A 23,120-nucleotide genomic window follows, 5' to 3' on the forward strand; every position below is an offset into this window, starting at 1 on the left:
CCGCCAAAGATCAAGAATGATCTCTGGCGGTTTTCGTAATACCACGATATATTTCGATCAACGATGAACCCCCGCTCAACTTAAGCCTGTGCGACGGGTGACTCCTGATGTTTCTGCAAAAACTCCAACATCCGGCGATATACGAGAATCTCATTTGTCTTTCTGGAGAAGCCATGGCCCTCATCATCGAGAACGATGTATTCCACATCAAGTCCCTTCGACTGGAGCGCAGCCACGATCTGATCGGATTCGGCCTTCACGACCCTTGGATCATTGGCACCCTGAATGACCAGCATCGGGTTAACCATCTGATCGAGATACGTAATCGGTGAATCCTTCGTTAAGCGTTCACGGTCACGGACCGGGTCACCAAGCCACTTGTCCATCATTGGCTTCCAGTCTTCCGGGACGGATTCCAGGAATGTGAACAGATTGCTTGGTCCAAAAATATCGACCGCAGCCCGGAACAGCTCCGGATGGCGCCCTGCCAATAACAGGGTCATATATCCACCATAACTTCCACCTACCACGAACAACCGCTCTGGTGAGGTGATTCCCTGATCAAACAGCCAGTGGATCCCGGCAACACAGTCCAGCCTTGGCCCTTCTCCCCAATCTCGCTCCACCAATTTGACGAATTCCGCACCATATCCGGTACTGCCACGGAAGTTCGGTGCAAAGATATGATATCCCTGAGCAAGCATCATCTGAAACATCGGCCGGAAAAACTTCGCTTCCGATGCTTGCGGTCCACCATGAGGCCAAAATACGGTGTAACCATTGGCCTGCTCCGGCTTTGCTTTGAACAAGAGAGCTTCGATCTCCAGTCCATCGTAGGAGTTATACCGAATAACGTCAGGGTACACGAGATCACTTGGGTCAAGTCCTGTTACCCGATTGGCGGTCAGCGGCTCCCATGACTCAGTACCTGCGATTTGGCGATAAATGTTATGCGGTTGGATCGCCCCACGTCCGAGGACATACACATTACCAGCCTTCGTAACGTTGACTTGCTCTATCGTATCCAGCGGCATCTCTACGCGCCGAGGTTCATCGGCATTTTTGCCCAATACGTACATACGATTCTCGGGCCCTGTAAGGGTCCAGAAATATAAGGTCTCGGAAGCCTTATGCCAGCGGATAAACTCTACATCTTCCCCTGCGATATGGCACAATAGACGGAATTCACGGGTATCGATGCGATACTCAGCCACATAGGAATATGCCGAGTCATCATTGGTAATGAACAGAAGGCGATTATCATCTGCAAAAATCAGATCAGATACCTGACTATGACGTTCTGAGGCCGGCAGAATTACCATTTCTTCATCGTTACGATACAGATGTGCCGTCTGATACGTATTGGAGTACATTTTGAGAATGACATAACTTTTCTCGTCAGGACTTACAGCAACCAGGCTGCTCGTAACCTCTTCTCCACTATATAACAGTTCATCTTCCCCTGTATCCAGATCGATGCGGCGTGAATTCAGATAGTTCGGATTGCCCGCGCTGGTGACATAATAGAGGCGCTGTCCATCTTCGGACAACTCAGAGAAATAACAACGATCATTCGGATCGGCTGGAACCACAGGCAGTGGAACACCACCCTCGGGTGGAAGTGCATACAGATGGTAGTTCTCATCTCCATCCCGATCAAACGCGGTAAGCAGATGACGTCCTTGCGGGTCTGCTTTGATAAATTGACTGCTCTGATTCAGGTACGTTAAAGGATACGGGTATCCTCCAGGCAAATCCATCGCCCAAATATTCGGCTGACCATTCAGATTGCTGTCCATGAACAAACGTTTCTCGTCTGCCGATACGGCAAAATGTGAAATGCGGTACGTCTGAAAATATTGTTCAACATCCGGTTTAGGGAACTGAATCATGACAAACCTCCTTGGAATTGAACCAACGAATTTAACATTGGTAAATTAAGGTACCATTTGTCTATATTATAGGTAATGCCAATGTTTAGACAATAGATATGTTAGTTATACTTTCTAATTTAACCTTGGCTTCGTTTATCATCAGCAACTTTCAACCACCGTATTAGTGGTCTTGTCTTCCCCGTAGTGCATAGAGTGGCGGAATAATTCGGACCTACGTTCAAAGACTGCAAATGATAATATTGCCCTTCCCGTTCCACAACGGGATACCCGTCTCCCCCTTCTCCCCTCGTATTCAGATTTCGCCACTGTCCGCACAAAGATTGACCACATGCCTTAATCCAGGCCTCTTTGTGTGTAAGAACTTGCCAAACACGCCGGATCGTTACCTGTTCTTCCTCCTGGTGATCCAGTACATAACACTGCTCCTCTTCTGTCATAAATCGCCTGATCACTGCACTCATCCGCAGCAACGGACGTACATGCTCAAGATCAATTCCCAGCTCTGTATGAGCTGCTAAAGCCAGTACACAACAGCCTTCCGTATGAGAAAGGTTAAACTGTGGTCCGCTCTGAACATAGGGTTTGCCTGAAGTCCCATATTCAATATGAATATCTGACGCTGATTGACCCGTGTACATGGCCAGTACTTCTCTGAGAAATGTACGCGACATAACCAGCTTCTGAGCATCATGCATGGATTGTTTCTGTTTTCTCTGTACACGTTCACGTTCATCCTGGCTCAGTATGCAGGTGTCTATATCCAACCTTGACAAAAAATCCTCTCCCTTGTTTGGAAGAGGCTGTGTCCAGATATGTACTTCATTTGCCGCAAACTGAACCGTAGGGGATTCCTTCCATCCTGTGACGGATGTGAAGTCCTTACTTTTCAAGATTGAAGATTCCACAAACTGCTCACTCCTCTCCCTATCCTTTCTTGCTCAACGAACAACGGACATCCTTAGATCACCCGGTTTCGCTATACGTTTAAGGTGGATTTCGATCTCCTCAACTGTCAGTTTCATAGCACATTCACCCATTTGCATATAATCCAGCCCGATAACGCCATATTCAGACATATGCATGCAACGTTTTCTCAATGAATCCATATTTGCATAATGATTACCGATCCACTTCATCCGCGCATAGTGTATATCTTCGGAAGAGAGCATACGGTCCTGAATGCGACTACATTCTTCTTTCACTCGTTGGTGTAATTGAACGGGATCAGCGGAATACCCACAGACATTGGAGAAAGCAAATTCCTGCCTGTAATAGTGATCCCAATGACTCCCCTTCCCCAGCAAACCTGCCTTCATACTCTCTGTGTAGAATGTTGAAGTCTCTCCTAGAAGGGCTTCGATACCAATCATGGTTGCAACCTGAGTCTCCAATTGCGTAACCGGCCTTTCTTCCTTAAAGCCAAACCGGACAAGAGGTATTGACGATCCACCATTCATTTCCTTATACGTCTCGTCCTGTTCCTGCAACGGCTGAATGAATGGATCAGGGGACATGATCTTGGCTTGAGTCATTGAATAGTTCTCCAACCATTCGAATATCTCCGTTGGTTCAACAGGACCCACTACAGCGACAGACATTCGAGAAGCCGTATAATGACTTGTATAGGCATTATTCAGCCACTCTACGGTAATATCGGCAATACTCTCTGGTGTGCCTGCTACATCCAGAATGATTGGGTGGTCGTTACCATACATCATCTGTAACAATTGCTGGAGTGCAAGCCAGGAGGGTTGATCCTTGTACATCTCCAGTTCCTGATGAATCGCCGCCCGCTCATGTTCAATGTTTTTTTTCGTGAAGTAGGGAGTTGCAATCATATGCATAAAAAGTTGGAGGCTGCTCCTTAGATTGCCTGTACAAGCAAGTTGATACGTCGTTACATCATAACGCGTCAGCGCCGACGTTGAAGCCCCTTCGGCATGAAGAAGTGATTTGACCGACTGACCATCGGGATTGTAAAACATCATGTGTTCGAGAAAATGTGCCGTACCCGCAAGCGTAATATCGTGAATGGACCCATAGGGCACAGAACAGGATACAAACGTGTGATTATACTGGGGTTGTGGCAGTATAATCACGTTCAGGCCGTTGGATAAACGCTTGCAGACATAGGAATGCTCTGTTGTACTATTCATGATATTCACCTCCTGTAACTATGCGGAATATTCACTCTCAGGGTACAAAATCCATGTGACCTCTTTCCTCAACCTGGTAGCAACGAAAGCTACTTCTTCAGGAGTCACTCTCGCTATCTCTTCAAGGAATTGTGCAGTAGTCATCTGACTTCCGCTCAACATCTGATCCATATGATTTGTAATGACCTGATGTGGCAGATCGAATCCGACCTGAACATAATGCATCACATTCTGCACAGCGGTATATAACTCTCTCTCGGATACATCTCCGTCACAGATTCTCTTCCATTCCGTATCGATGCCTTCGAGGACATCCGTCACGTTAGCACTACTGGTGCCCGTTGTAATGTGAAGGGTTTCCCGAAAATCATCCAGTGTGGTGGTAACCTGATATACCAACGGGGAACGTTCACGTAATCCAACCTGCAACCGGGATGCGGGTGTCGCTCCAAATAAGGTATGGAATACAAACAAAGCCGGATACCAAGCAGAGCCATATCGAATACCTGTACGATAAGTAACATTGATTTTGCACTGGTGAATTTCCAACAGTTCCATCATCATGGCTCCAGCCTCACGCTGCTCTCCAGGATCACCTTGTCGTTCCTCCACTTCTTCCTCTCTCGGATATGGTGTGTTTACACATCCAAATTGTTCCCAAATCAGGTCCTTAATTCGTCCGGGATGAATATCACCAAGAACATGAATATGGATCGGATTATGAATTAAAGTCTGATAGTGCTGATACAGCTCATAAGATCCTACAGAATGCTGCAGTTCTTCCAGAGCAAATTGACGGTTCTGCCCTTCATATCCCATCCATTCCAGACAACGGCTTTGGACTACCTTGTCCCAATCCGTTCCATCATGCGCAATATGATGTTCGGTCCAAGCCATTTCCTCCTGTACTTGCATCTCTTCGAACATGCCATGATCATCAACCGCTGGGTCATACAACAAGCCTGCGAGCAACTGCAAAGCGCTATGTATGGCTTCAATCTGTGTTCCGGTTATTAACTTATCATCTGTTATATGAGGTATGCGCATCGTGATCGATGCAATCTGAGTATCGCCTTTGTAATCAAAACGACAGGTCAGTTCTGCACCATACAGAGACCATAACTGTTGCTGAAGCAGCCTGTTCGATGGAAAGCGACGACAGCTGTTCATTAACAAACGGACTATCATGACAAATATTGCAGAGGGTATGGTTTGCTGTGTATTGATCAGATTGATCTGTACGTAATGATTGGCATATTGTTGTGTTGGCAGCATATGCACCGACAGATTGTTCCGCCGCTCAGTTGTAAAAGATTGCATCCCCACTCCTCCTCTCACCTCAATCTACGAACCGATATTATAGATTGCTCCACTGTCCGTGTTCAGACCAAGCTGTCCAAAACCATCAAGTGGCTTGGATATCCAATCCACCCGACTGTCCGCTTCAGCACCAATAGTTACTTCATCATCTCGCCAACGAATGACCTGCTGGTGATGCCTGTCCCAGAAACGCCACAATGCTGGCTGGCTTAACAGTTGCTCGCGAAATGGCTCATATATCCTATTAGCAGAAGCCTGAATATCCTGATCCAATACAACCGGTGGCAGGAAAACGATCTTGGAACGAAAATCCTCCGTGAGGGTCATAAAGTACACACATACCGGCTTCTGCGTTTTGGCTAAAATACGAAAAATACCACTTCGAGTGCGAATTTTCGAACTTAGAAAAGGCAGTTCAACAGCATGGTTATCCGTATTGAATCCGGTCTGTCCATCTACAAACAGACTGAATGATCCACCTTTTCGCAAATGGGAATACAACCTGATGCCAATCATCTCATCCTCTGCATTGAGCAGTTCCGCACCTGCATACTTGCGGATGGCCTCCCAACCGGACAGTTTCTTCTCTTGTTCCACTGTTTCCTGCTCGGCAATCAGATAGAATGGAAGCTTGGCAGACATATGACCTGCACGTATTTCCTGTCCGATCGTAATCATATTGTGCCTCACAAAACCATAATGCCAGGTTAATAATGCACCACCTTCACGCAATGTTGCCTGCAGATGTTCCCGCCCCTCTACCTCATCCCACTCCATAAACGAATAGGGGCTTTTCTTGTGTTCGTTAATCGTACGAAGAAATGCGAGATAGTCCATCCAGATGGACTCAGCAGACTGCTTCGGCTTGAGCGGAGCCATCTCCTTGATAATGTTCATTAGTGCATAAAAGGACCCCAAATGAATGCCATCCTTCCGCTCCTTATGAAGTTCATCTCTGACCTGTTCACGGTACATATCATATAAAGATCTAAAGTTCGTCATCTATGTGTCCCCTCCAAGGCTTGAGATACTCTAAGAGCACCCTTTCCGTGTCGCAGGTAATTTCGGTGCATGCCATCCATCATATACGTAAGCATTCGGAGGGCCATCTCATATTGCCCCGGAATGCATTCTTCCAATTCTGCTTCCTGCCCTTCCACCATATCAAAGCCCACATAGGGCAAGGAAGATTCCAGTGCTGCGATCACACAGTTTCGAGTGTTAAACCATGAGGGGCCTCCACTGATAGGAAAATCAACATAAGGGAAACTTCCAGGATCAAGGCAGTCCAGGTCAAACGATAAATAGGCCGCTTCCGCCTGAAACTTGTGCTGTACTTCAAGCAGAGCTGTCGTTACTCGTTCCGGGGTCATCTGTTCTGCAGGAATCTGAACCAATTTGGGATGTTTGTACATCTGATCTACAGAACGCAGGCCGCGCAGGCCAATCTGCACAACTGCGGCGATACCGTCCTCCTTCAGTAGATGCCTTACAAAATTGGCATGATGCATCTCATCCTGATGAATGGCATCCACCCCACAATCATGGTGGGCATCGAACTGGACAAGTATGATTCTTGCATTGGATCGACTCAATATGGATTTCAGAACGGAATACGTAATGGAATGATCACCACCAATGCAGCACAGTAGCGCCTCTTCCCTTTCGGTATATACCAGAGCTGAGTTAAGACCCTGGGCGTAGGATAAATCCGTATCATCTGTTTGGCAAGTACCCAAATCCTGCATCATTACAGATTCAAGTAATCTCTGGCCACTGCCAATGTCATATAGTCCTGATGTGCGGGATTGCGTCAGAGCTGGATACATTACCTTTTTCCATGATTCTGCCCGAAGCGATTGCTCAAATCCCGCGACTTTTGATCCCTCCATACCTGATCCTCCGGAATAGGGGATACCCAGCATATAGAGATGCGGTGAATCTTGACCTACAAGAGGTTCAAATGAAAAAAAAGGGACATCCGTAGGGTTAACGCCATCTAGCTGGGGGACCGGACGTGTCTCCAACTCTGCAGCGGGTTCAATCTGATAGAACTGGCTGAACATCTCATCGGCTGCAATCAATGTATCACCGATGCGGCGTACCAGGTAGGCAGGTTCCGGAGCTTGCATAAAGAGACCTCCTTTATTTGATATGGGTTATATCTAGGTCGAATAACTCTGAGCAGCCAGACCCTCCTGCTCCTCCACGTCAGTTGATTTGTTCCCGGATGAATCTGTATAGTCCTTTTTGAACATCCTGATCACGGGTAAAATGCATAATAAACTCGCTGCATTAACAAAAGCAATGACACCGTAGAAGTATCCCACATGATCAAAGATTCGTGTCAGCCCCCAGCCTGCAACAATAATAAGCAGAAAATACGCAGCATTCATAAGCAGGGCCTGATAGCCGCGTCCGCTCTGTTCCATGGTAAGCAGCGTTGTCATCATAGGTCCCATGGTCAGATAGGAAAGGGCAACCACTGCCAGATATCGGGCCGCTTCTGCACGGGATACGGGGTCCGCAATCAGGAAAGCTGTCAGCGGTTCCCGCCATACCCAGATGGATACGGCAATTACGATATAAAGAATGAATGACTGTATCAGACCTCTGCGATAGCTTTCATATGCACGTGGTCGATGAGCCTCCTTGAGATTATGATTAATCATGATTCCAATAGCCGATCCAATAACAATTCCGGGCAGTATGGCCATCGTCTGAATTCGGTATCCAACTCCAAATCCAGCAACAACCCCTTCGCCAAAGCGACTGACGATTTTGTTGAAAAAGAAGGTACTCAAAAAGATAAGACAATACGAAATAAATACGGGAATACCTACCTGCTGAAGTGCAATGAGATGTTTCCACACCAATGTTATCCGTTCATACACAAATTCCTTCCGTAATATCAGTATCAGGAGGCTTATGAGTAAAGAGAGTGTAGAAGAAATAAGATTGGCGTACACAATTCCCTTCAATTCCATTCCAGCCACTGAAACGAACCAGTACACCAGCATAATGTTGAGCAATGCCGTACCTACGGAATTCCACGCTGCCGCTTGAGCCCGGCCCAACCCACGCAATGCGGCACCACCCACCGCTGCGAGCACAGCGGGTACACCCGCTGCCATCATGCCTGCTACATACATGGTAAACAAGGGCCTTACATCAATAGGAACAGCATAGAACCAGGAAAGAAGTGGTGACACGAGCATAACTACACCGCCAGCAACAATCGAAAAAATAGCTGCGCTGCCAAGCATATGTCCCAGTAGCGAGGTAAAAGCCCGAGAGCCCTCCCCTCTGCTCCGGGAGACAGCAACCTGAACCGACAATTGCATGGCTTCCACAAGCGCAATCATGATAAAGGAAATGGGAATATACAGTGATAGCACATATAACACGGTCTGACTGGTATGACCCATAAAAAAAACATTGACCAGCTGCGTCGTTACGTTAACTAAAGAAGCAAGCAGCATCGGGATTGCAGTGCGGATTAACAGCCGGTTAACCGATCCCGAAGTGTAATCCAGACCTTTCAAATTCAATCCCCTCCTCCATTCATGATGTCTTCACTTCCTGATGTAGTGTGAGACGACTTAGGACAGGCAGATGTACTACGTGTACACAGCACGCTGATAACAGCCGTTCGCCATCCCAGGATATCAATAGAACATGATCATCTACCTTGATGTTTCCGTTCTGTAATTGTACAGCGAGCTGTATCCACACATCGCCACTCTGGTAATCGATGGTCTCAGGTATATGGTAGACTGGCTTACTGAAGGACATGCCTGGCTTCAAATAAGAGATTATGTGTCTACGCAATCGGGATTGAAGAACAATATTCTCCGTCTGACCAGCACCCATGAACTCATCTATAATGGATATCATCTCTGAAGCCACAGCATTCCCTTCGATATCATCAACCGTTCTCTTTCCTATATAATTCACGGCAAGAGCACCGGACTGACCGTTTAACTCCAAGGCAACAGCCATATCGGACAGATCGTTGGGAGAGTTGTGCTCTTCAATCACACGTTGTTCGGACAGAACAAACATCCCGCGTTCCTTTCTCCCTAGTGTCCATGCCGCAACCTGCATGCCTTCCGTAGCAGCGAGTGGTCCCATATGGGAAAGTGCCAGTGGATAATTCACCTTCCAGGAAGGAGACTCCAGAATTCGGGCCAAAGGTGGATTCATGGCGTAACGTTCAGGATAGGTCTGGGCAAGAATCAGCAGATCCCAGTGCTCACTTGTACCCGAAGCCAAAGGTTCCATGACAACCATGGCAAGATCACCGGCAGTTATCTGTTGATCACCGGATCGCAAAGATCGGGTTCGCACAGTGAATCTGTCATAATAGTTCTCTTCCATATATATATGTGGAGATAAGTAATAGTAATCTTCCACATCGAGCATGTCTGTGGTGTACAAGTGATCTTCAGCCGTAACCCAACAGATATGATTAACATAGACGGACATCGCGCGAGGGTTATTCAGCGTATCAGGCATGCTTCATTTTTCCATTGGCATAGGCTTGGAAAACGTTGATCTTCTGAATGGAGGTCGTTCCTTCCATGAATTCGAAGGCACGCGCATCCCGATACCATTTATTCAACAAAGGATGGTCAATCATGGAACCAGGTCCCATCAGGTCAAGCGCCAGTTCCGTGGCCTCCTCGGCCAATGCTCCGGCACGAATTTTACTCAAGGAAGCGAGATAGCCTTTCTGCACATCCGCATCAATCTCCGCCGCTGCGCTGCGAATCATGTTACGGAGTGAATGCAAGCGCATCTCCAGTCGCTCCAGCTCCATCTTCTCCCTCTCCGAGAAAACAGACCTCTGCTCCTTCACATAATCATATGCTGCCCGTGCCACGCCAAGCGCAAGTGCAGCGACACCAGGCCGCATGCGATGAAAGGTCTGAAGCGCACCCCATAATCCACGCTTGGTTGGACTGAGATGACGCCCGATGATATCTTCCTCAGCCAGCGGAAAACCATCGAACGTGAGGTGACTTAATTGCACACCTCTAACCCCCATCGTATCCAGAGGTGTAGCACTGAATCCCTGCACAGACGTGTCTACCAGCGCAATCTGGATGCCGAGAGGTGTACGATTGGTCTGAGCAAATACCAGTCCGATGCTGGCACGACTGCCATTACCAATATAGAACTTCTGTCCGTCAAGGTTCAGTCTGCCTTCTCCATTCCGCGAAATTCGTGTGCCAATTCCGGTAGCATCCGAGCCTTTTTCCGGTTCAGTAAGTGCGAAGAATGACCACGCAGGTCCCTTGAGAAAATGGGAATAGTACCTCTCCTTCTGCTTTGAATCAGCCAGGGCTGATATGATTACACTGGACATCGATGGACCCGGACTCCCGAGGAATACACCGGCATCTCCTGCCGACAGCTCCTCAATCGCGATAACTCTTTCCAGACAGGAAAGACCATAATATCGTTCCTGACCTACCGTAACGATCGGTTCACCGCCATATTCCGGCGGGATCATCATGCGATTGATGGCTCGCAGAGATGCCAGATGTGTAAACTCAGCTATACGCTCAGGTTCACGGTCAATGACCAGGCCAATATCACGTAATTCCGTGGCATATTGTTTCATTTCCTGCTCAAAAACAGCAATGGTGGATCGTGTAATCATCAGAAGGCCTCCTTCGGAATGAGCAGCATATTTTTGACCATTTGACCTACATACACGTAGGCCGAGATCGCATGGCGCAAATATCCAAACCCTCCTCCAAGACGCTGCAATTGGCGGAAGGCCTCATCCAGTTCTTGATGAACCCATGTACTTGTACGAGCCTCGGAAATGCCTGATTGCTCTAATACGAATTCATCCGACTGAATGGTCTCCGCCATATAGAGTACAGTCAAAACATCAGCAATCATACCCTTGACCAATTGATGCTGAAGAGTGGATTGCCCGCCTGAGTTGCGACTGGATAGATGATGACGCACTTGCTCCAACCCCGCGCTGCACAGTTCAGTACGGAAATAAAGCATGCGGTTTCGGAGATCAGCTATATCGGCTGTTACTTCATCTTGTCTTTCAACACATGCCACATCTTCATTCCCAAGTTCCGATATTCGATAGAGTACCAGACCAGATGGCTCCAACATCCGATCTTCCACCCGATCCGCACGTACCTGTTTCCATTCGTAGATCCGGCCTGTCTCTGCATGACATATCCATGGCTCACTTTTCACGAGTTCAGGTGTCGCCAGTATTATCCCTCCTTGGCAAAGCAAGACGGGACGTGTATCCAAACGCAACATCGCTGCTTCCAGCAGATCTGTTACAGCCGGAACTGGACGACCTGCCGCCTCTGTACCCATCGGCACAGTGCCTACCGCATCAGAATTCAAGACTGACATATGCACTCCTCCTATTGACTCAAGATCAACAATCTCCATGCTCGATTAACGCAAAACCAAAAAAACTGCCCAGCCCAATGCTGACCAGTACGGACCTTTCGCCCTTATGCACCCATTCATTGTCTAGCCCGGAGCTTAGATTGATGAACGCATCCGTGGAGAAGGTATGTCCAATCTGCGGGATATTATCCAGGTAAATTTGTTTTTGATCCATGCCTGTACGCTTTGAAAATTCCTTCCAAGTAGTCCAATTCACATTGTGGGGAAAGATATGATCTACATCATGAAGTGTCAGGCCCTCTGCTGACAGCAGCTCTTCCATGCCTCGAATGATATGATCCACATACAGCTTGTTAAATGACGTCATCTCTTCCACTTCCGCATAGTATCCAGTATGAAACCTCGTATCCCGAAGAACATGCGCTGCCTGTAAGACGTGCTGACCATGATTTCTGGATAGAAGCATGGCAACAGCCGCGTCACCCAGAATCGTAGACTTTCGAATATATCTCCAGTCGGGAGGCATGAAATTAAACTGATCGGCACATACCAATAAAACATTACAAATATCAGGCTGTGTACGGGAGATTCGTTCAAGCCATTGAAGAGCGGCTATCGAGGACGCACAATTCATCTGTGAAATACTATAAAAGGGGATATGCTCAAGCCCATATTCACTCAGAGCCCGCTGCAAGGGCCTATAATCCCCTGGTGCTTGTACATGTGCAGAATGGGCATAGATCACAAGGTCAATGGCAGGCAAGGGTTGTCTGTCAACAAGCTGTCCGATCGCGCGAACGATAGAATGATCCAGGTGCTGACCTGGAGGGGTAACGGGAACACCGTTCAGACGATGATATTTGCGCAGCAACTGCAGCTCCCCTTTACCCAATCCCAAGGATTCGAGGATAACCTCGGGCTCTTCGATCTGATCAGGTAAATACACACCAATATTGACTATACCCAGCCCCATCACGTTTCCCTCCTCTCGATTACAACTCTTCGTACCCACCTGTATGAATGAGAAGTGCATAAATAAACTTGTCATCTGGTTCCAGATGCATCAGACATATGTATTCATCTGTGCACCGTTCTTCAAGAAGTTGCTTCAGACCAAAGAATGGTGCAGCGCTCCAGTGGGCAGGATCGTAACTTCCTTGCCAGCCTGTAGCATGGAACCACTCGGTGCCGGACACTTCCTGCTCCAACAACGGATGAACAAGAAGCCTGATCTGAGACAGATTAACGGATACCTGCACGCAAAGCCTGTCCAGCAGTAATTCTGCTGTCTCGGCAATCGAACTCTCAGCATATTGTATTTCCACACCAACAAGGGATGACCCGCCTTCTGCCAACCGATCCAGAACCAGTACAGCTCCCGTGTCGGGTTCTACAATCTCGCCCACTCCTTCCGCCTCGTAGGGAAGAGACGTCTGATCAAGCACAAGCAGCATACCTCGATCGTAGTTACCACTGTTCAGATAATGCTGGAGCATGTGGAGTGCCGCGAACGGTGCCCCAAATCCCATATCGTTCACAGCAAAGCTCAGGAACCGTGCCTGATAACGGTCCATCAGGTAGTTAACGATGGATATATCCGGTCGAATATTGGGAAAATGATAGGCCAGCAGGAGAACATCCACGTCTCCCATGATCTGATCCAGCCCCGACTCTTCGAGCAGTAGTACACTCATATCATGATAGGCATTGTTGTAACGACCCTCCAACAGATGAAACCGGGGTACAACGGGGGAGCCAGCCAACAAATCATTGTGAAATCTTAACAACTCCGGATGTTCGAACGGAGGCTGCTTGTCCGTAAACAGCCTGACCTTCATGTCCCGGATGGTAACAGGCGCCGCCATCAGGCAGCAACGAGTTGCTTTTCGATATATACGGCCAGTGAACCCACGGTATTAAATACATCCGGCTCCAATTCATCTGGGTCGATCTCCAGGCCATCAATACGGTCTTCCAACGTCATCAATAGTTCCAGAACAGACGTTGAATCCAGATGAAGTTCATCAAATAAGGATGTGTCCCATGTAACAGCTTGGTTCTCTTCCATATTCAGCACTTCGGCAAGGGCACCTTTGATTTCTTCAAGCAATACTGCATCTGTCATGATTATCATCTCTCCTCATCTGTTAATTACTGCGGAATGTGAAACAGGGATCAAACGCTGTTTGCCCAGTAGATCTTCGGGAGTATCCCTTTCCCGAATCAGATGGGCTTCTCCACCACTAATCATCACTTCAGCAGGACTTCCATGACTGAGGAAGTGGGTTGGTGAAGCAGTAGGACCGTAGGCACCGGAATGAAATACACCAATCAAATCCCCTTGCTCAACGGGAGGCAGGTTTACTTTTTTGCCAATGACATCATTCGGAGTACACAAGGGGCCAGTAACATTAAACTCTGCAACCGGGGATTCTCCGTAACGTGACAGCGATGCGATTGGGAAATTGCGCTTCACATACGAGCCAATTCCGACCGCAGCCATATGACAATTGGTACCCCCATCGGTCACGACAAACGTCTCTCCATACGACTCCTTGACATATAAGGCTCGACTGACCAGCATCCCACTGGTTCCCACCAGATACCTTCCCAGTTCCATGAACAGTCTGATGTCAGGGTGCTTCTCCTTGAATTGCTCAAACAACGGGTTCAATTGTGCAGTCAGGGCACTCACAGACAATGGCTGCTCCCCCTCGTAATAAGGAACTCCGAGACCACCGCCCACATCCACCATCTGCAGCTGAATGCCCAGTTGCTCCTCCAGTCGTTCCGCCAGTTCCAGAATGTGACGTGTGTTCTCCACAATAGGTTCCACATCAAGCATACGGGTTCCCATGTATACATGCAGACCGATAATATTCACATGTGAGCATCGTTCCAATTGCTGTCGCCCCTGCATCACAGTATCCTCATCCATGCCGAACTGGCGTGGTTTGCCACCCATCGTAAGCCGTGATCCCTTCACGGCAAACGAAGGATTGATTCTCAATGCCACGGGGACAATCCGTCCCTCTTCCGCTGCAATGGCTTCAATGCGGTCAAGCTCCTGAAACGATTCACAGACGATCGCATAGATGCCATGACGAACGCACGCGGTTATCTCCGCGTCGGTCTTGCCTGGTCCGAGGAAGATTATACGCTCCGGCTTCGTGCCCGCCTGTAGTGCGGTATGTAATTCGGCCATGGAACAGACCTCTGCCTGTGCTCCAAGCCCCTGAAGCAGGTGAACAATTGAAATATTGGGATTGGCCTTTAATGAGTAGAACAGTTCCACCTTGGGAGTCAGCAGGCTACGAAGTTCTTCATATACTCGCTCTAATACCTCCGCGTCATAGACGTATAACGGTGTACCGAATCGTGCAGCGATGGCCGAAATTGCAAGCCCTTGAATGTGATAATCTCCAGACATCTACTTCACCTCGTTTATGAATGATAGCTTGGCTTCAACCGCAGCATCCGTCGCCCGCAGCTGCTCAGCCGAATGAGCAATAATGACACCATAGAGACGACCAGAGAACACAAGATCTTCACCTTTGAAAGCCGCATTGACCGTTGCAAAATTGTTGATAAGGATCCCCTCGCCCTTCAGTGGATCAAATAACAGAGGACCTAGTGCTGACCTTAACTTTGCATAATCCAGGCGGCGATTCAAACGAAGTGTATATTTTTTGGCCAAAGCTAACATCCCCTCAGGAATCCACCGGTTCTGGATCTCGGTCTGATACGTCGACATGTTAAACCTTGCATTAATCTCCAGATTAGGCCACACACTTCCGTCCTTATCCAGAATGGCATCGATCCCGGCTACACCGTAGTATCCGTCCCGATGGAGCGCAGCACCTATCTGTAACGCAGCATCCCGAATTACCGCGATCTGCGAATCACCAAGGTGTGGTGGCATGAGATGCCCCTGATGAACGCCCTGTTCGACCAATGATTCCTTCACACCAAGAAATTCAACTTCGCCGCTTCGATGAATCAAAATCTGATAATTCAGATCACATGTCTTGTTCATCCACTGTTCGAGCACATAATTCACGGCTCTTGTCCCATTCTTGCTTGCCTGTTTCTCCAGTAATTTCATACATTTGTGGAAACGGGCTTCATCTGCAATAACGGTGATGCCTTTGCCCGAGACGCCCATCGAATCCTTCAAGACAATACGCCCGCCCTGTTCCAACACGGATTTCATATGTTCAAATCCGGACGAAAGTTCCTCCAGAGAGTAACACTCGCATCCAGGAATCTGACGGATACCCAGTTCGGCATTAAGCCTTCGGGAGTAGCCCTTATCATTGACTTTGCGGAAAATGTCAGCCGACGGTACGGCAAGGGGAATACCTGTGCGTTGGGATAGTTCTTCTTCCTGATCCGAAGCTCCGAAGGGAACCAGATAAGCCTGTATATCCTGTCTATTTGCCAGTTCGCGCAGCCTGTCCAGCGTAGGCTGACAATGCAGAATGTTAGCTGTAATGTTCATTACCGGTTCATTATATTCAGTAGCAATTAAATGTGATCTACCGAAACCGATGGCCTGTGCATCTGCGATAAACTCGGAATCCGGCAGTTCCTTGAGCAGTACGACATCCTGTTCACCTGCCAGGAAAATCCCCAGCTCCTCCATCCGGTTTACAACATCAGCAGCGGAACCAACACTCAGGGAAGGCAACTTCAGTACCCCCTGCTCATTCCAGTATTCTTCGACCTCAAAATTGTTTATATAAATAAATACAGCTTCATCATGACCTGTAAGCGCCCGCTTCAGCCTTCTCGAAAACCCGGTCAACAGTGTGGTCAATCTCATCACCTCGTTCTTCTGCGAACTGCATCACTGCCACGCTGAATGTTGCTCCCAGCCCAACCGTGACAAGCAAATAGTAGTCGTTCTTCTGCAAAAGCCCCTGATCTGAAATCTCTTTCAGATTAATATAGGGATCGGAACAGAAGCAGTGCCCGATTTCTCCCACATTGGATGTATACACCTGATCCAATGGATAGGACAATCGTGCAGCAACCTTTTTCCATGAAGACAGATTCACATTGTGCGGGACAATATAACGGATATCCTCCAACGTCAGGCCTGCCCCATCGATTGCCTCCTGAATGACATCACAGAGCTGGGGGGTGTAGATCTCCTGAAATTCCCGGAGCGTCCCGGGATCCCCTGTCAGCACGTTGCAGAATTGTCCAAGGGTTACATTCGTAAGCCCCATCATCCTGCTTCCCGGGCCGGATTTACCAACCAGTATGGCGGCCGCGGCTTCGCCCATAACGGTTGTATTGGGGATGAGCTGTACAATCGGACTGAATGTTTTTTCACCTGTTAAGATTAAAATATGATCATCCTCTTCCAAAGAGGCCAGCAATGTTGCAGCAACATCCAGCGCAATCAGACCTGAAGCACAGTTCTGCTGTGTCAGTGAAAACGCAATGGCATGTTGCATGCTGTAAGCCTGCTTTAGCCCTTGCAATACCTTCATTGGAAAGGGGAAATTTTCCTGAATTGTGTGGCAATAAATGATATACTTGATCGAAGATGGAACAAGTGTCGGACTGTTTACCACCTGGGCAAGCACACGTCCTAACAGTGTCGTCAGATCACCGTCTTTGTCTTGCGGAACCTGTTTCAGACCATGGATTTTCTCCAACACTTTGGTCTGGGCTTGTTTGAGCCCCAGATGTTCGTTCAACTCCCGGACAGGAACGACGAACTTGGGAATGTATGACCATATTTGCTTGATATGCATCGGTTTAGGACACCTCGTTATACCCATCATACGGAGCACTCTCAATATAGGGAGAGAGCTTCATCCGAAGCTCTCATCTATTGGACTAACCATAATGCCATAGTAAATACAAGGGATTATGCACGAGCCGCTGCTGCACGGGCAGATACCGCACGAGCTGCTGCTGCGCGAGCCGATACAGCGCGAGCTGCCGCCGAACGGGCTGCTACTGCACGAGCCGATACTGCACGAGCACTAACTTCACGTGTTTCGCCCAGTACGTTCACTTCGGATTGTACTGCTTCCAACTCTTTGTTCTTCAATTGTTCCAATGTAATGGGAGTCGCTTTAATGACCATTGATTTATTCCTCCTTTCGTCTTGGATACTATCATTCTATAATCTCCCAATTTGGAATGAAACTGTAAAAGGAGGTAAATGGGTCTCTCGCACGCCTTACCCCTTGCTAATATCAACTCCAAGCGTTCAATACACAACTCACATTTCAATACGTAATTACAAACTAAATCAAGGGACGGTGAATGATCATGATCGGACCCAAAATTCGGGAAATCCGGGAGCAACTTGGACTGTCTCAGAAGCAACTGGCAGGGGAGGATATGACACGCTCTTACATCAGCCTCATCGAAAAAGGCAGAGCCGTTCCTTCTCAGCGTATGTTGAAAATCATCGCTCGAAGACTCAATACACCGATGGAGTACTTCTTGGGAGGAAATGCAACAACGGACACTGATATCGGTGAAGCTGTCCTGGACAAAGCCAAAGCCTACTATGCTGAGCAGAATGATCCTGCCTGTATCCGTATGGCTCACAAAGTGCTGACTCTGACGGAAGATGCACTGGATCAAACGGAAGCCTATCTGCTCATCATGCGAAGCCACAATAGGCTTGGCGATTACCGCCAAGCTCTGGATGATGGGGAAACTGCTGCTTTTACAGTCACCCGAACAGGAGACCGGGAGCACATTGTCGACTATTACCTGGAAATGGGAAGAGCTGCATTTCATGCAGAACTGTTTCACGCTGCCCGAAAATACTACGAACAGTCCTACACGTACAGTAGCAAGCTCAAACATCTGCAAGATAAACATATCCATTCGTTAACCTTTCTCGGAACAACCCATTTGCGGCTGGGTAACGTGGATCAGGGACTGGAGTATTATCTCAAGGCCGAAAAAGAAGCCCAAATGACCGGGCAACCGGAGTTATATGGCGAAATTACACTGGGTTTGGGCAAGGCCTATTATATGTCTGAATTGGACGGACACTTGCTCTTAAGTTATGACTGGACCAAGAAATCGGTAGATTCATATAAACAGGCAAATAGTAAATCCTATGTACTCGCTCTTCACAATCTGGCTGTCATTCAACTTCATATGGGACAAAAAAAAGAAGCCCTTCCCTTGCTGTCAGAATGCGCCGATATTTACGACCAACGCAATCTGCCTCACAAGAAGGCTTCTATATTAGAGGAAATCAGCAAAATCTATCTTGAAGAACAGCAACCTTTACTGGCTGAAACAGCCATCAAGGAAGCCCTTCAGCTACTTGATCAACGAGATGAAGGCATGCTGCGCGCCAAACTATATCGTCTTCTCGGCATTGTATTTCATGAGAAAGACAATACCAATGAAAGCTATTACTTCCTTCGAATGAGTTACGACATGCTTAAACGAATCCATGCAGATCGTGAAGCAGACATTAGCCACAAACTTCTAGTGCTTAGCAGACAAGAACAGAAGATGAACTATGACGAATATAAATCCTATATCAAATAAAACGGCCCCCATCTTCTCCTAACAACTATTCAGGAATAGGATCATTCAGATCAAGCGGGTGCACCGTTATTTGCTTATATGACGAGTGGCCCAGGGATACATGGGACTTAAGAGCTTCCCCTGAATTTTGAAGATGTCCGTTATACAATGAAAACAACATGACAATGGCCACAGACAACCCGCTCGCAACAATCCGAAGCTTGAATCTTTTATTATCCACGTCCATCTCTCCTTGTGCATATGGTTTGGCAGCCGAACATACCGTGCACTTCGGCGAACCTAAGATGTATTGTACGGATTATTGCAATGACTTTAAATACGTTAATTACCATTTACCTCCATTTGCATATGAACTCACGTATAAAAGGTCATATGAGCCTTGTCTTCGCGATAATAATCCAGTCGTTGTTTCATCGTACCTGTATGCAGTTCAAACAGATGACCATCCGGATCGGTAAAATATACAGATAATGCGTCCCGCGGATCTCTTGGCCTTCCGGGAAGAATGTCCGCTCCAGCAGCTCGCAGCTGCTGCACAGACGCGTCGAACTCCTCTTCTGTAACAGTAAATGCAATATGGGTATAGGTTCGTTCCGTATAGTTGCGAATGACATCCTCCTGATTCAGGGCAATCCACAGACCGGCAAGTTCAAAATAAGCCAGTTTGCGTCCTTTCACCTGAATCCGGGCACCGAGAGCCTGCTCATAAAAGGTAATGGACCGCTCCAGGTTGGATACGGAAAAGCACAAATGATTAATTCCCTGAATATTCATGTGGCTCCTGACACCTCCATTGATTTAAGGACCTATCCTTATTATGGTATATTCTGTGCAAAAAACAACAGCCTGACTGTCTCCTCTCGCACCTTCTTCTGGGCGAATGCATAGGTTATCCGTATCAATGAACGTTCGAGGAGGATGTAAAGCGAATGAATCCTGTCTATCCTTTTTATGGTGAGAAAACGGTGTGCAAGGAGCAAAAGCTGGCATTTCCACCGCAACATCAGAACCAGCAACCCGGTCTGGAAACCCTGATGGTTCCTGAACCGATTAGTGAAGATCCTGCATATATCGGCAGCTGCAAACTCGAAGGCAAAGTAGCCATTATTACGGGTGGTGATAGCGGAATCGGTCGGGCAGCAGCCATAGCTTTTGCCAAGGAAGGTGCGGATATCGTCATCGCTTATCTATATGAACGGACAGATGCGGAAAGGACTCGTGAACGGATCGAAGAGCTGGGACAGCGCTGTCTCTTAATCGAGATTGACCTGCGCTTAAAGAAAAACTGTGAAACCGTCATCCGCTCGACGATGGAGACCTATGGGAAGATCGACATTCTGGTCAACAACCATGGCGTGCAGTATGTGCAGCCAAGCATTGTTGATATTACGGAAGAGCAGTTGTACCATACCTTTCAGACAAACGTGTTCGCTTATTTCTTTCTGATCCAGGCTGCGCTCCCGCATCTGTGCAAAGGTGCCTCCATCATCAATACGGCTTCCATTACGGCATACAAAGGCAACACCCAACTGATCGACTATTCCTCCACCAAAGGAGCTGTCGTATCACTGACTCGGGTACTCGCCCAATCGCTCGCCGCACAGGGGATTCGCGTGAATTCTGTTGCCCCTGGCCCCATCTGGACACCGCTCATCCCTGCCAGCTTCTCCGCGGAGGATGTACAGGTATTTGGAACGGAGACGCCCATGGGTCGGGCTGGTCAGCCATACGAATTGGCGGCAGCTTACGTCTATCTCGCCTCCCGCGATTCATCCTACGTCACAGGTGAATGCATTCATGTCAATGGCGGCGATATGGTAACGACATAGGCTAGTGTGAAATGTGGGTGATATCGCTAATTGATGTTACTCCACTTGGTAAAGACAAAACATGTAGATGATTAGCTATTCGGGTCGGGTCGGAGCGTATTTCTGAACGATGTGCTGCTGATGTCAGGTTGGATTTGGCAAGTGTGGCAGGATATCGGTTGTCCGGTTGCGAAGAGGGTTAAGAGTAACTGATCCGGTCAAGCCGGAACCTGACATCTTGCGACAAGGAGCTGAACAACCTGATGAACTTCGATCCACTCTACCAACCGTATCCCTCTTACCGCGTGCCTGTGTATGCGAAACAAGGCATGGTCGCCACGTCACAGCCACTGGCTGCACAAGCCGGTCTGGATGTATTGAAAAAAGGCGGCAATGCCATTGATGCCGCCATTGCAACTGCGGCAGCACTCACCGTGCTGGAGCCTACGTCCAATGGCATTGGAGGCGATGCTTTTGCCCTCGTCTGGACCGAGGGCAAACTGCATGGCCTGAATGCCAGCGGCCCTGCGCCTCAGGGCATATCCATTGAGGCGCTTCAAGCGGCAGGCTATACGGAGATGCCGAAGCTTGGGGTTGTGCCGGTGACGGTGCCTGGCGCACCGGCGGGTTGGGCTGAGCTGAGCCGCCGTTTTGGGCGGCTCACGCTGGCGGAAGCGCTGGAACCGGCCATCCGCTACGCGGAGGAAGGTTACCCGCTTGCGCCTGGGCTGGCCCGCCACTGGGCAAGGGCAGCCGAGATCTATGCACGCCAGGGGGATGCGGAGGCAGGGCGTGCGTGGTTTGAGACATTTGCTCCAGGCGGGCGTGTTCCCGCAGCTGGAGAGATGTGGCGCTCGCCGGATCATGCGGCGACTTTGCGCCAGATTGGCGAGAGCGAAGCGCGAGACTTTTACGAAGGAGAACTGGCAGAGCGCATTCATTCTTTTATGGCGGAGCACGGCGGTTATCTGACTCGCGAAGATCTGGCGGCATTCCAGCCCGAGTGGGTTGATCCCATCTCCGTCTCCTACCGTGGATACGATGTATGGGAGATCCCGCCGAATGGACAAGGCTTAATTGCTCTGGCGGCGCTTAATCTGCTGAAAGGTTACGAATTCGACGAGAAAGAGTCCGTTCTGGCGTATCATCAGCAGCTCGAAGCCATGAAGCTGGCTTTTGCCGATGGGGAGAAATACATTACGGAAGAACGCAAAATGGGCGTATCGGTTGAGGAACTGCTATCCGAGGCCTACGCGGAAGAACGGCGCAAACTCATTGGGGATACCGCACGTGCACCCGAGGCAGGTGATCCACGAGCAAGTGGAACGGTTTATCTGGCTACGGCGGATGGTGAAGGCAACATGGTCTCCTTTATCCAAAGTAACTACATGGGCTTTGGTTCCGGACTTGTTGTTCCGGGGACAGGCATTGCTCTGCAAAACCGCGGACATAATTTCTCACTGGACCCGAATCATGCAAACGCCCTGGAGCCGGGTAAACGGACGTATCACACGATCATTCCAGGGTTCCTCACCCGCGGCAGCGAAGCGGTTGGACCATTCGGTGTCATGGGTGGTTTCATGCAGCCACAGGGTCATGTGCAGGTGGTCATGAATACGATCGATTATCATCTGAACCCGCAGGCTGCCTTAGATTCTCCCCGCTGGCAGTGGATGAAGGGCAAAACGATTCTCCTGGAAGCGGGTTTCCCGCAGCACATTGCACAGGCACTCGCCCGCAAGGGACATGATATTCAAGTGGCGCTTGATCCATCCCAGTTTGGACGCGGTCAAATCATCTGGCGCAACCCGGACAATGGCGTATTATGCGGAGGTACGGAAACCCGAGCGGATGGCTCGATTGCGGCTTGGTAAACTCATGAAATTTCATTTATAAGGACAAGTACAGATATCACAACCCGCTTCTCATATCGGATAGTTCATGTCGAAGACACAACAGAGATAATTCATGTGATCTCTGTTGTGTCTTTTTTT

The 23,120-nt window shown here is 48.5% G+C and carries 22 protein-coding genes; 3 read left to right on the forward strand and 19 right to left on the reverse strand.

The window, feature by feature from the left end; translation table 11 throughout:
• Positions 1-80: 80 nt before the first annotated feature.
• The 17 genes from ACE3K2_RS18145 to ACE3K2_RS18225 all read right to left on the reverse strand — a co-directional run bounded on the left by ACE3K2_RS18145 (position 81) and on the right by ACE3K2_RS18225 (position 17,879).
• Entirely contained in the window at positions 81-1,892 is a 1,812-nt protein-coding gene (locus tag ACE3K2_RS18145) for a S9 family peptidase (RefSeq protein WP_421893150.1), read from the reverse strand.
• Between the two features lie 119 nt (positions 1,893-2,011).
• On the reverse strand, positions 2,012-2,800 hold the full coding sequence (locus ACE3K2_RS18150; RefSeq protein ID WP_421893153.1) for a 4'-phosphopantetheinyl transferase family protein: 789 nt from the start codon (positions 2,798-2,800) through the stop codon (positions 2,012-2,014).
• A 33-nt stretch (positions 2,801-2,833) separates the two neighbouring features.
• Positions 2,834-4,051: a M16 family metallopeptidase gene (locus tag ACE3K2_RS18155; RefSeq protein ID WP_421893156.1), complete on the reverse strand. Its 1,218-nt coding sequence runs from the start codon at positions 4,049-4,051 to the stop codon at positions 2,834-2,836.
• 18 nt (positions 4,052-4,069) lie between these two features.
• Positions 4,070-5,371, reverse strand: coding sequence for a M16 family metallopeptidase (locus ACE3K2_RS18160; protein ID WP_421893159.1), 1,302 nt, complete (start codon positions 5,369-5,371; stop codon positions 4,070-4,072).
• A 24-nt stretch (positions 5,372-5,395) separates the two neighbouring features.
• Positions 5,396-6,373, reverse strand: coding sequence for a hypothetical protein (locus ACE3K2_RS18165; RefSeq protein ID WP_421893162.1), 978 nt, complete (start codon positions 6,371-6,373; stop codon positions 5,396-5,398).
• The gene (locus tag ACE3K2_RS18170) at positions 6,370-7,503 is read right to left on the reverse strand and encodes an arginase family protein (RefSeq protein WP_421893165.1); all 1,134 of its coding nucleotides are present in this window, start codon (positions 7,501-7,503) and stop codon (positions 6,370-6,372) included. Before ACE3K2_RS18170 ends, ACE3K2_RS18165 begins: the two co-directional genes overlap by 4 nt.
• 33 nt (positions 7,504-7,536) lie before the next feature.
• A complete protein-coding gene (locus tag ACE3K2_RS18175) occupies positions 7,537-8,922 on the reverse strand; it encodes an MATE family efflux transporter (protein WP_421893168.1) in 1,386 nt (461 codons plus the stop codon).
• 13 nt (positions 8,923-8,935) lie between these two features.
• Positions 8,936-9,889: a hypothetical protein gene (locus ACE3K2_RS18180; protein WP_421893171.1), complete on the reverse strand. Its 954-nt coding sequence runs from the start codon at positions 9,887-9,889 to the stop codon at positions 8,936-8,938.
• Positions 9,882-11,039, reverse strand: a complete 1,158-nt coding sequence (locus ACE3K2_RS18185; protein WP_421893174.1) for an acyl-CoA dehydrogenase family protein — start codon at positions 11,037-11,039, stop codon at positions 9,882-9,884. The genes ACE3K2_RS18180 and ACE3K2_RS18185 overlap by 8 nt, the downstream gene beginning before the upstream one ends.
• Positions 11,039-11,773: a hypothetical protein gene (locus ACE3K2_RS18190; RefSeq protein WP_421893177.1), complete on the reverse strand. Its 735-nt coding sequence runs from the start codon at positions 11,771-11,773 to the stop codon at positions 11,039-11,041. Before ACE3K2_RS18190 ends, ACE3K2_RS18185 begins: the two co-directional genes overlap by 1 nt.
• Before the next feature lie 25 nt (positions 11,774-11,798).
• The gene (locus tag ACE3K2_RS18195; RefSeq protein WP_421893180.1) at positions 11,799-12,746 is read right to left on the reverse strand and encodes a 3-oxoacyl-[acyl-carrier-protein] synthase III C-terminal domain-containing protein; all 948 of its coding nucleotides are present in this window, start codon (positions 12,744-12,746) and stop codon (positions 11,799-11,801) included.
• Between the two features lie 19 nt (positions 12,747-12,765).
• A complete protein-coding gene (locus ACE3K2_RS18200) occupies positions 12,766-13,638 on the reverse strand; it encodes a hypothetical protein (protein ID WP_421893183.1) in 873 nt (290 codons plus the stop codon).
• On the reverse strand, positions 13,638-13,898 hold the full coding sequence (locus ACE3K2_RS18205) for an acyl carrier protein (protein ID WP_421893186.1): 261 nt from the start codon (positions 13,896-13,898) through the stop codon (positions 13,638-13,640). Before ACE3K2_RS18205 ends, ACE3K2_RS18200 begins: the two co-directional genes overlap by 1 nt.
• Positions 13,899-13,913: 15 nt before the next feature.
• On the reverse strand, positions 13,914-15,203 hold the full coding sequence (lysA, locus tag ACE3K2_RS18210; protein ID WP_421893189.1) for a diaminopimelate decarboxylase: 1,290 nt from the start codon (positions 15,201-15,203) through the stop codon (positions 13,914-13,916).
• Positions 15,204-16,598, reverse strand: coding sequence for an ATP-grasp domain-containing protein (locus ACE3K2_RS18215; protein WP_421893192.1), 1,395 nt, complete (start codon positions 16,596-16,598; stop codon positions 15,204-15,206).
• Positions 16,534-17,541 (reverse strand): 3-oxoacyl-[acyl-carrier-protein] synthase III C-terminal domain-containing protein, encoded by a 1,008-nt coding sequence (locus ACE3K2_RS18220; protein WP_421893195.1) that lies wholly within the window; start codon positions 17,539-17,541, stop codon positions 16,534-16,536. The genes ACE3K2_RS18215 and ACE3K2_RS18220 overlap by 65 nt, the downstream gene beginning before the upstream one ends.
• Before the next feature lie 116 nt (positions 17,542-17,657).
• A complete protein-coding gene (locus tag ACE3K2_RS18225; protein ID WP_421893198.1) occupies positions 17,658-17,879 on the reverse strand; it encodes a hypothetical protein in 222 nt (73 codons plus the stop codon).
• A 188-nt stretch (positions 17,880-18,067) separates the two neighbouring features.
• Here ACE3K2_RS18225 and ACE3K2_RS18230 point away from each other — a divergent pair, with 188 nt between their 5' ends.
• The gene (locus tag ACE3K2_RS18230; protein ID WP_421893201.1) at positions 18,068-19,318 is read left to right on the forward strand and encodes a helix-turn-helix domain-containing protein; all 1,251 of its coding nucleotides are present in this window, start codon (positions 18,068-18,070) and stop codon (positions 19,316-19,318) included.
• A gap of 25 nt (positions 19,319-19,343) precedes the next feature.
• On the opposite strand, the gene ACE3K2_RS18235 is transcribed toward ACE3K2_RS18230, so the two are convergent.
• Both ACE3K2_RS18235 and fosB read right to left on the reverse strand, forming a co-directional pair.
• Positions 19,344-19,538, reverse strand: a complete 195-nt coding sequence (locus ACE3K2_RS18235) for a hypothetical protein (protein WP_421893204.1) — start codon at positions 19,536-19,538, stop codon at positions 19,344-19,346.
• A gap of 134 nt (positions 19,539-19,672) precedes the next feature.
• A complete protein-coding gene (gene fosB / locus ACE3K2_RS18240) occupies positions 19,673-20,092 on the reverse strand; it encodes a metallothiol transferase FosB (protein WP_421893206.1) in 420 nt (139 codons plus the stop codon).
• A 155-nt stretch (positions 20,093-20,247) separates the two neighbouring features.
• On the opposite strand from fosB, the gene ACE3K2_RS18245 reads away from it, so the two are divergent.
• Complete coding sequence (locus ACE3K2_RS18245; RefSeq protein WP_421893209.1) at positions 20,248-21,147, forward strand: glucose 1-dehydrogenase; 900 nt, start codon at positions 20,248-20,250, stop codon at positions 21,145-21,147.
• 242 nt (positions 21,148-21,389) lie between these two features.
• Positions 21,390-23,000 (forward strand): gamma-glutamyltransferase family protein, encoded by a 1,611-nt coding sequence (locus ACE3K2_RS18250; RefSeq protein WP_421893212.1) that lies wholly within the window; start codon positions 21,390-21,392, stop codon positions 22,998-23,000.
• Positions 23,001-23,120: the final 120 nt, after the last annotated feature.

Source organism: Paenibacillus sp. (genome assembly GCF_048976745.1).
In the GTDB taxonomy this organism is placed as follows: Bacteria; Bacillota; Bacilli; order Paenibacillales; family Paenibacillaceae; genus Paenibacillus.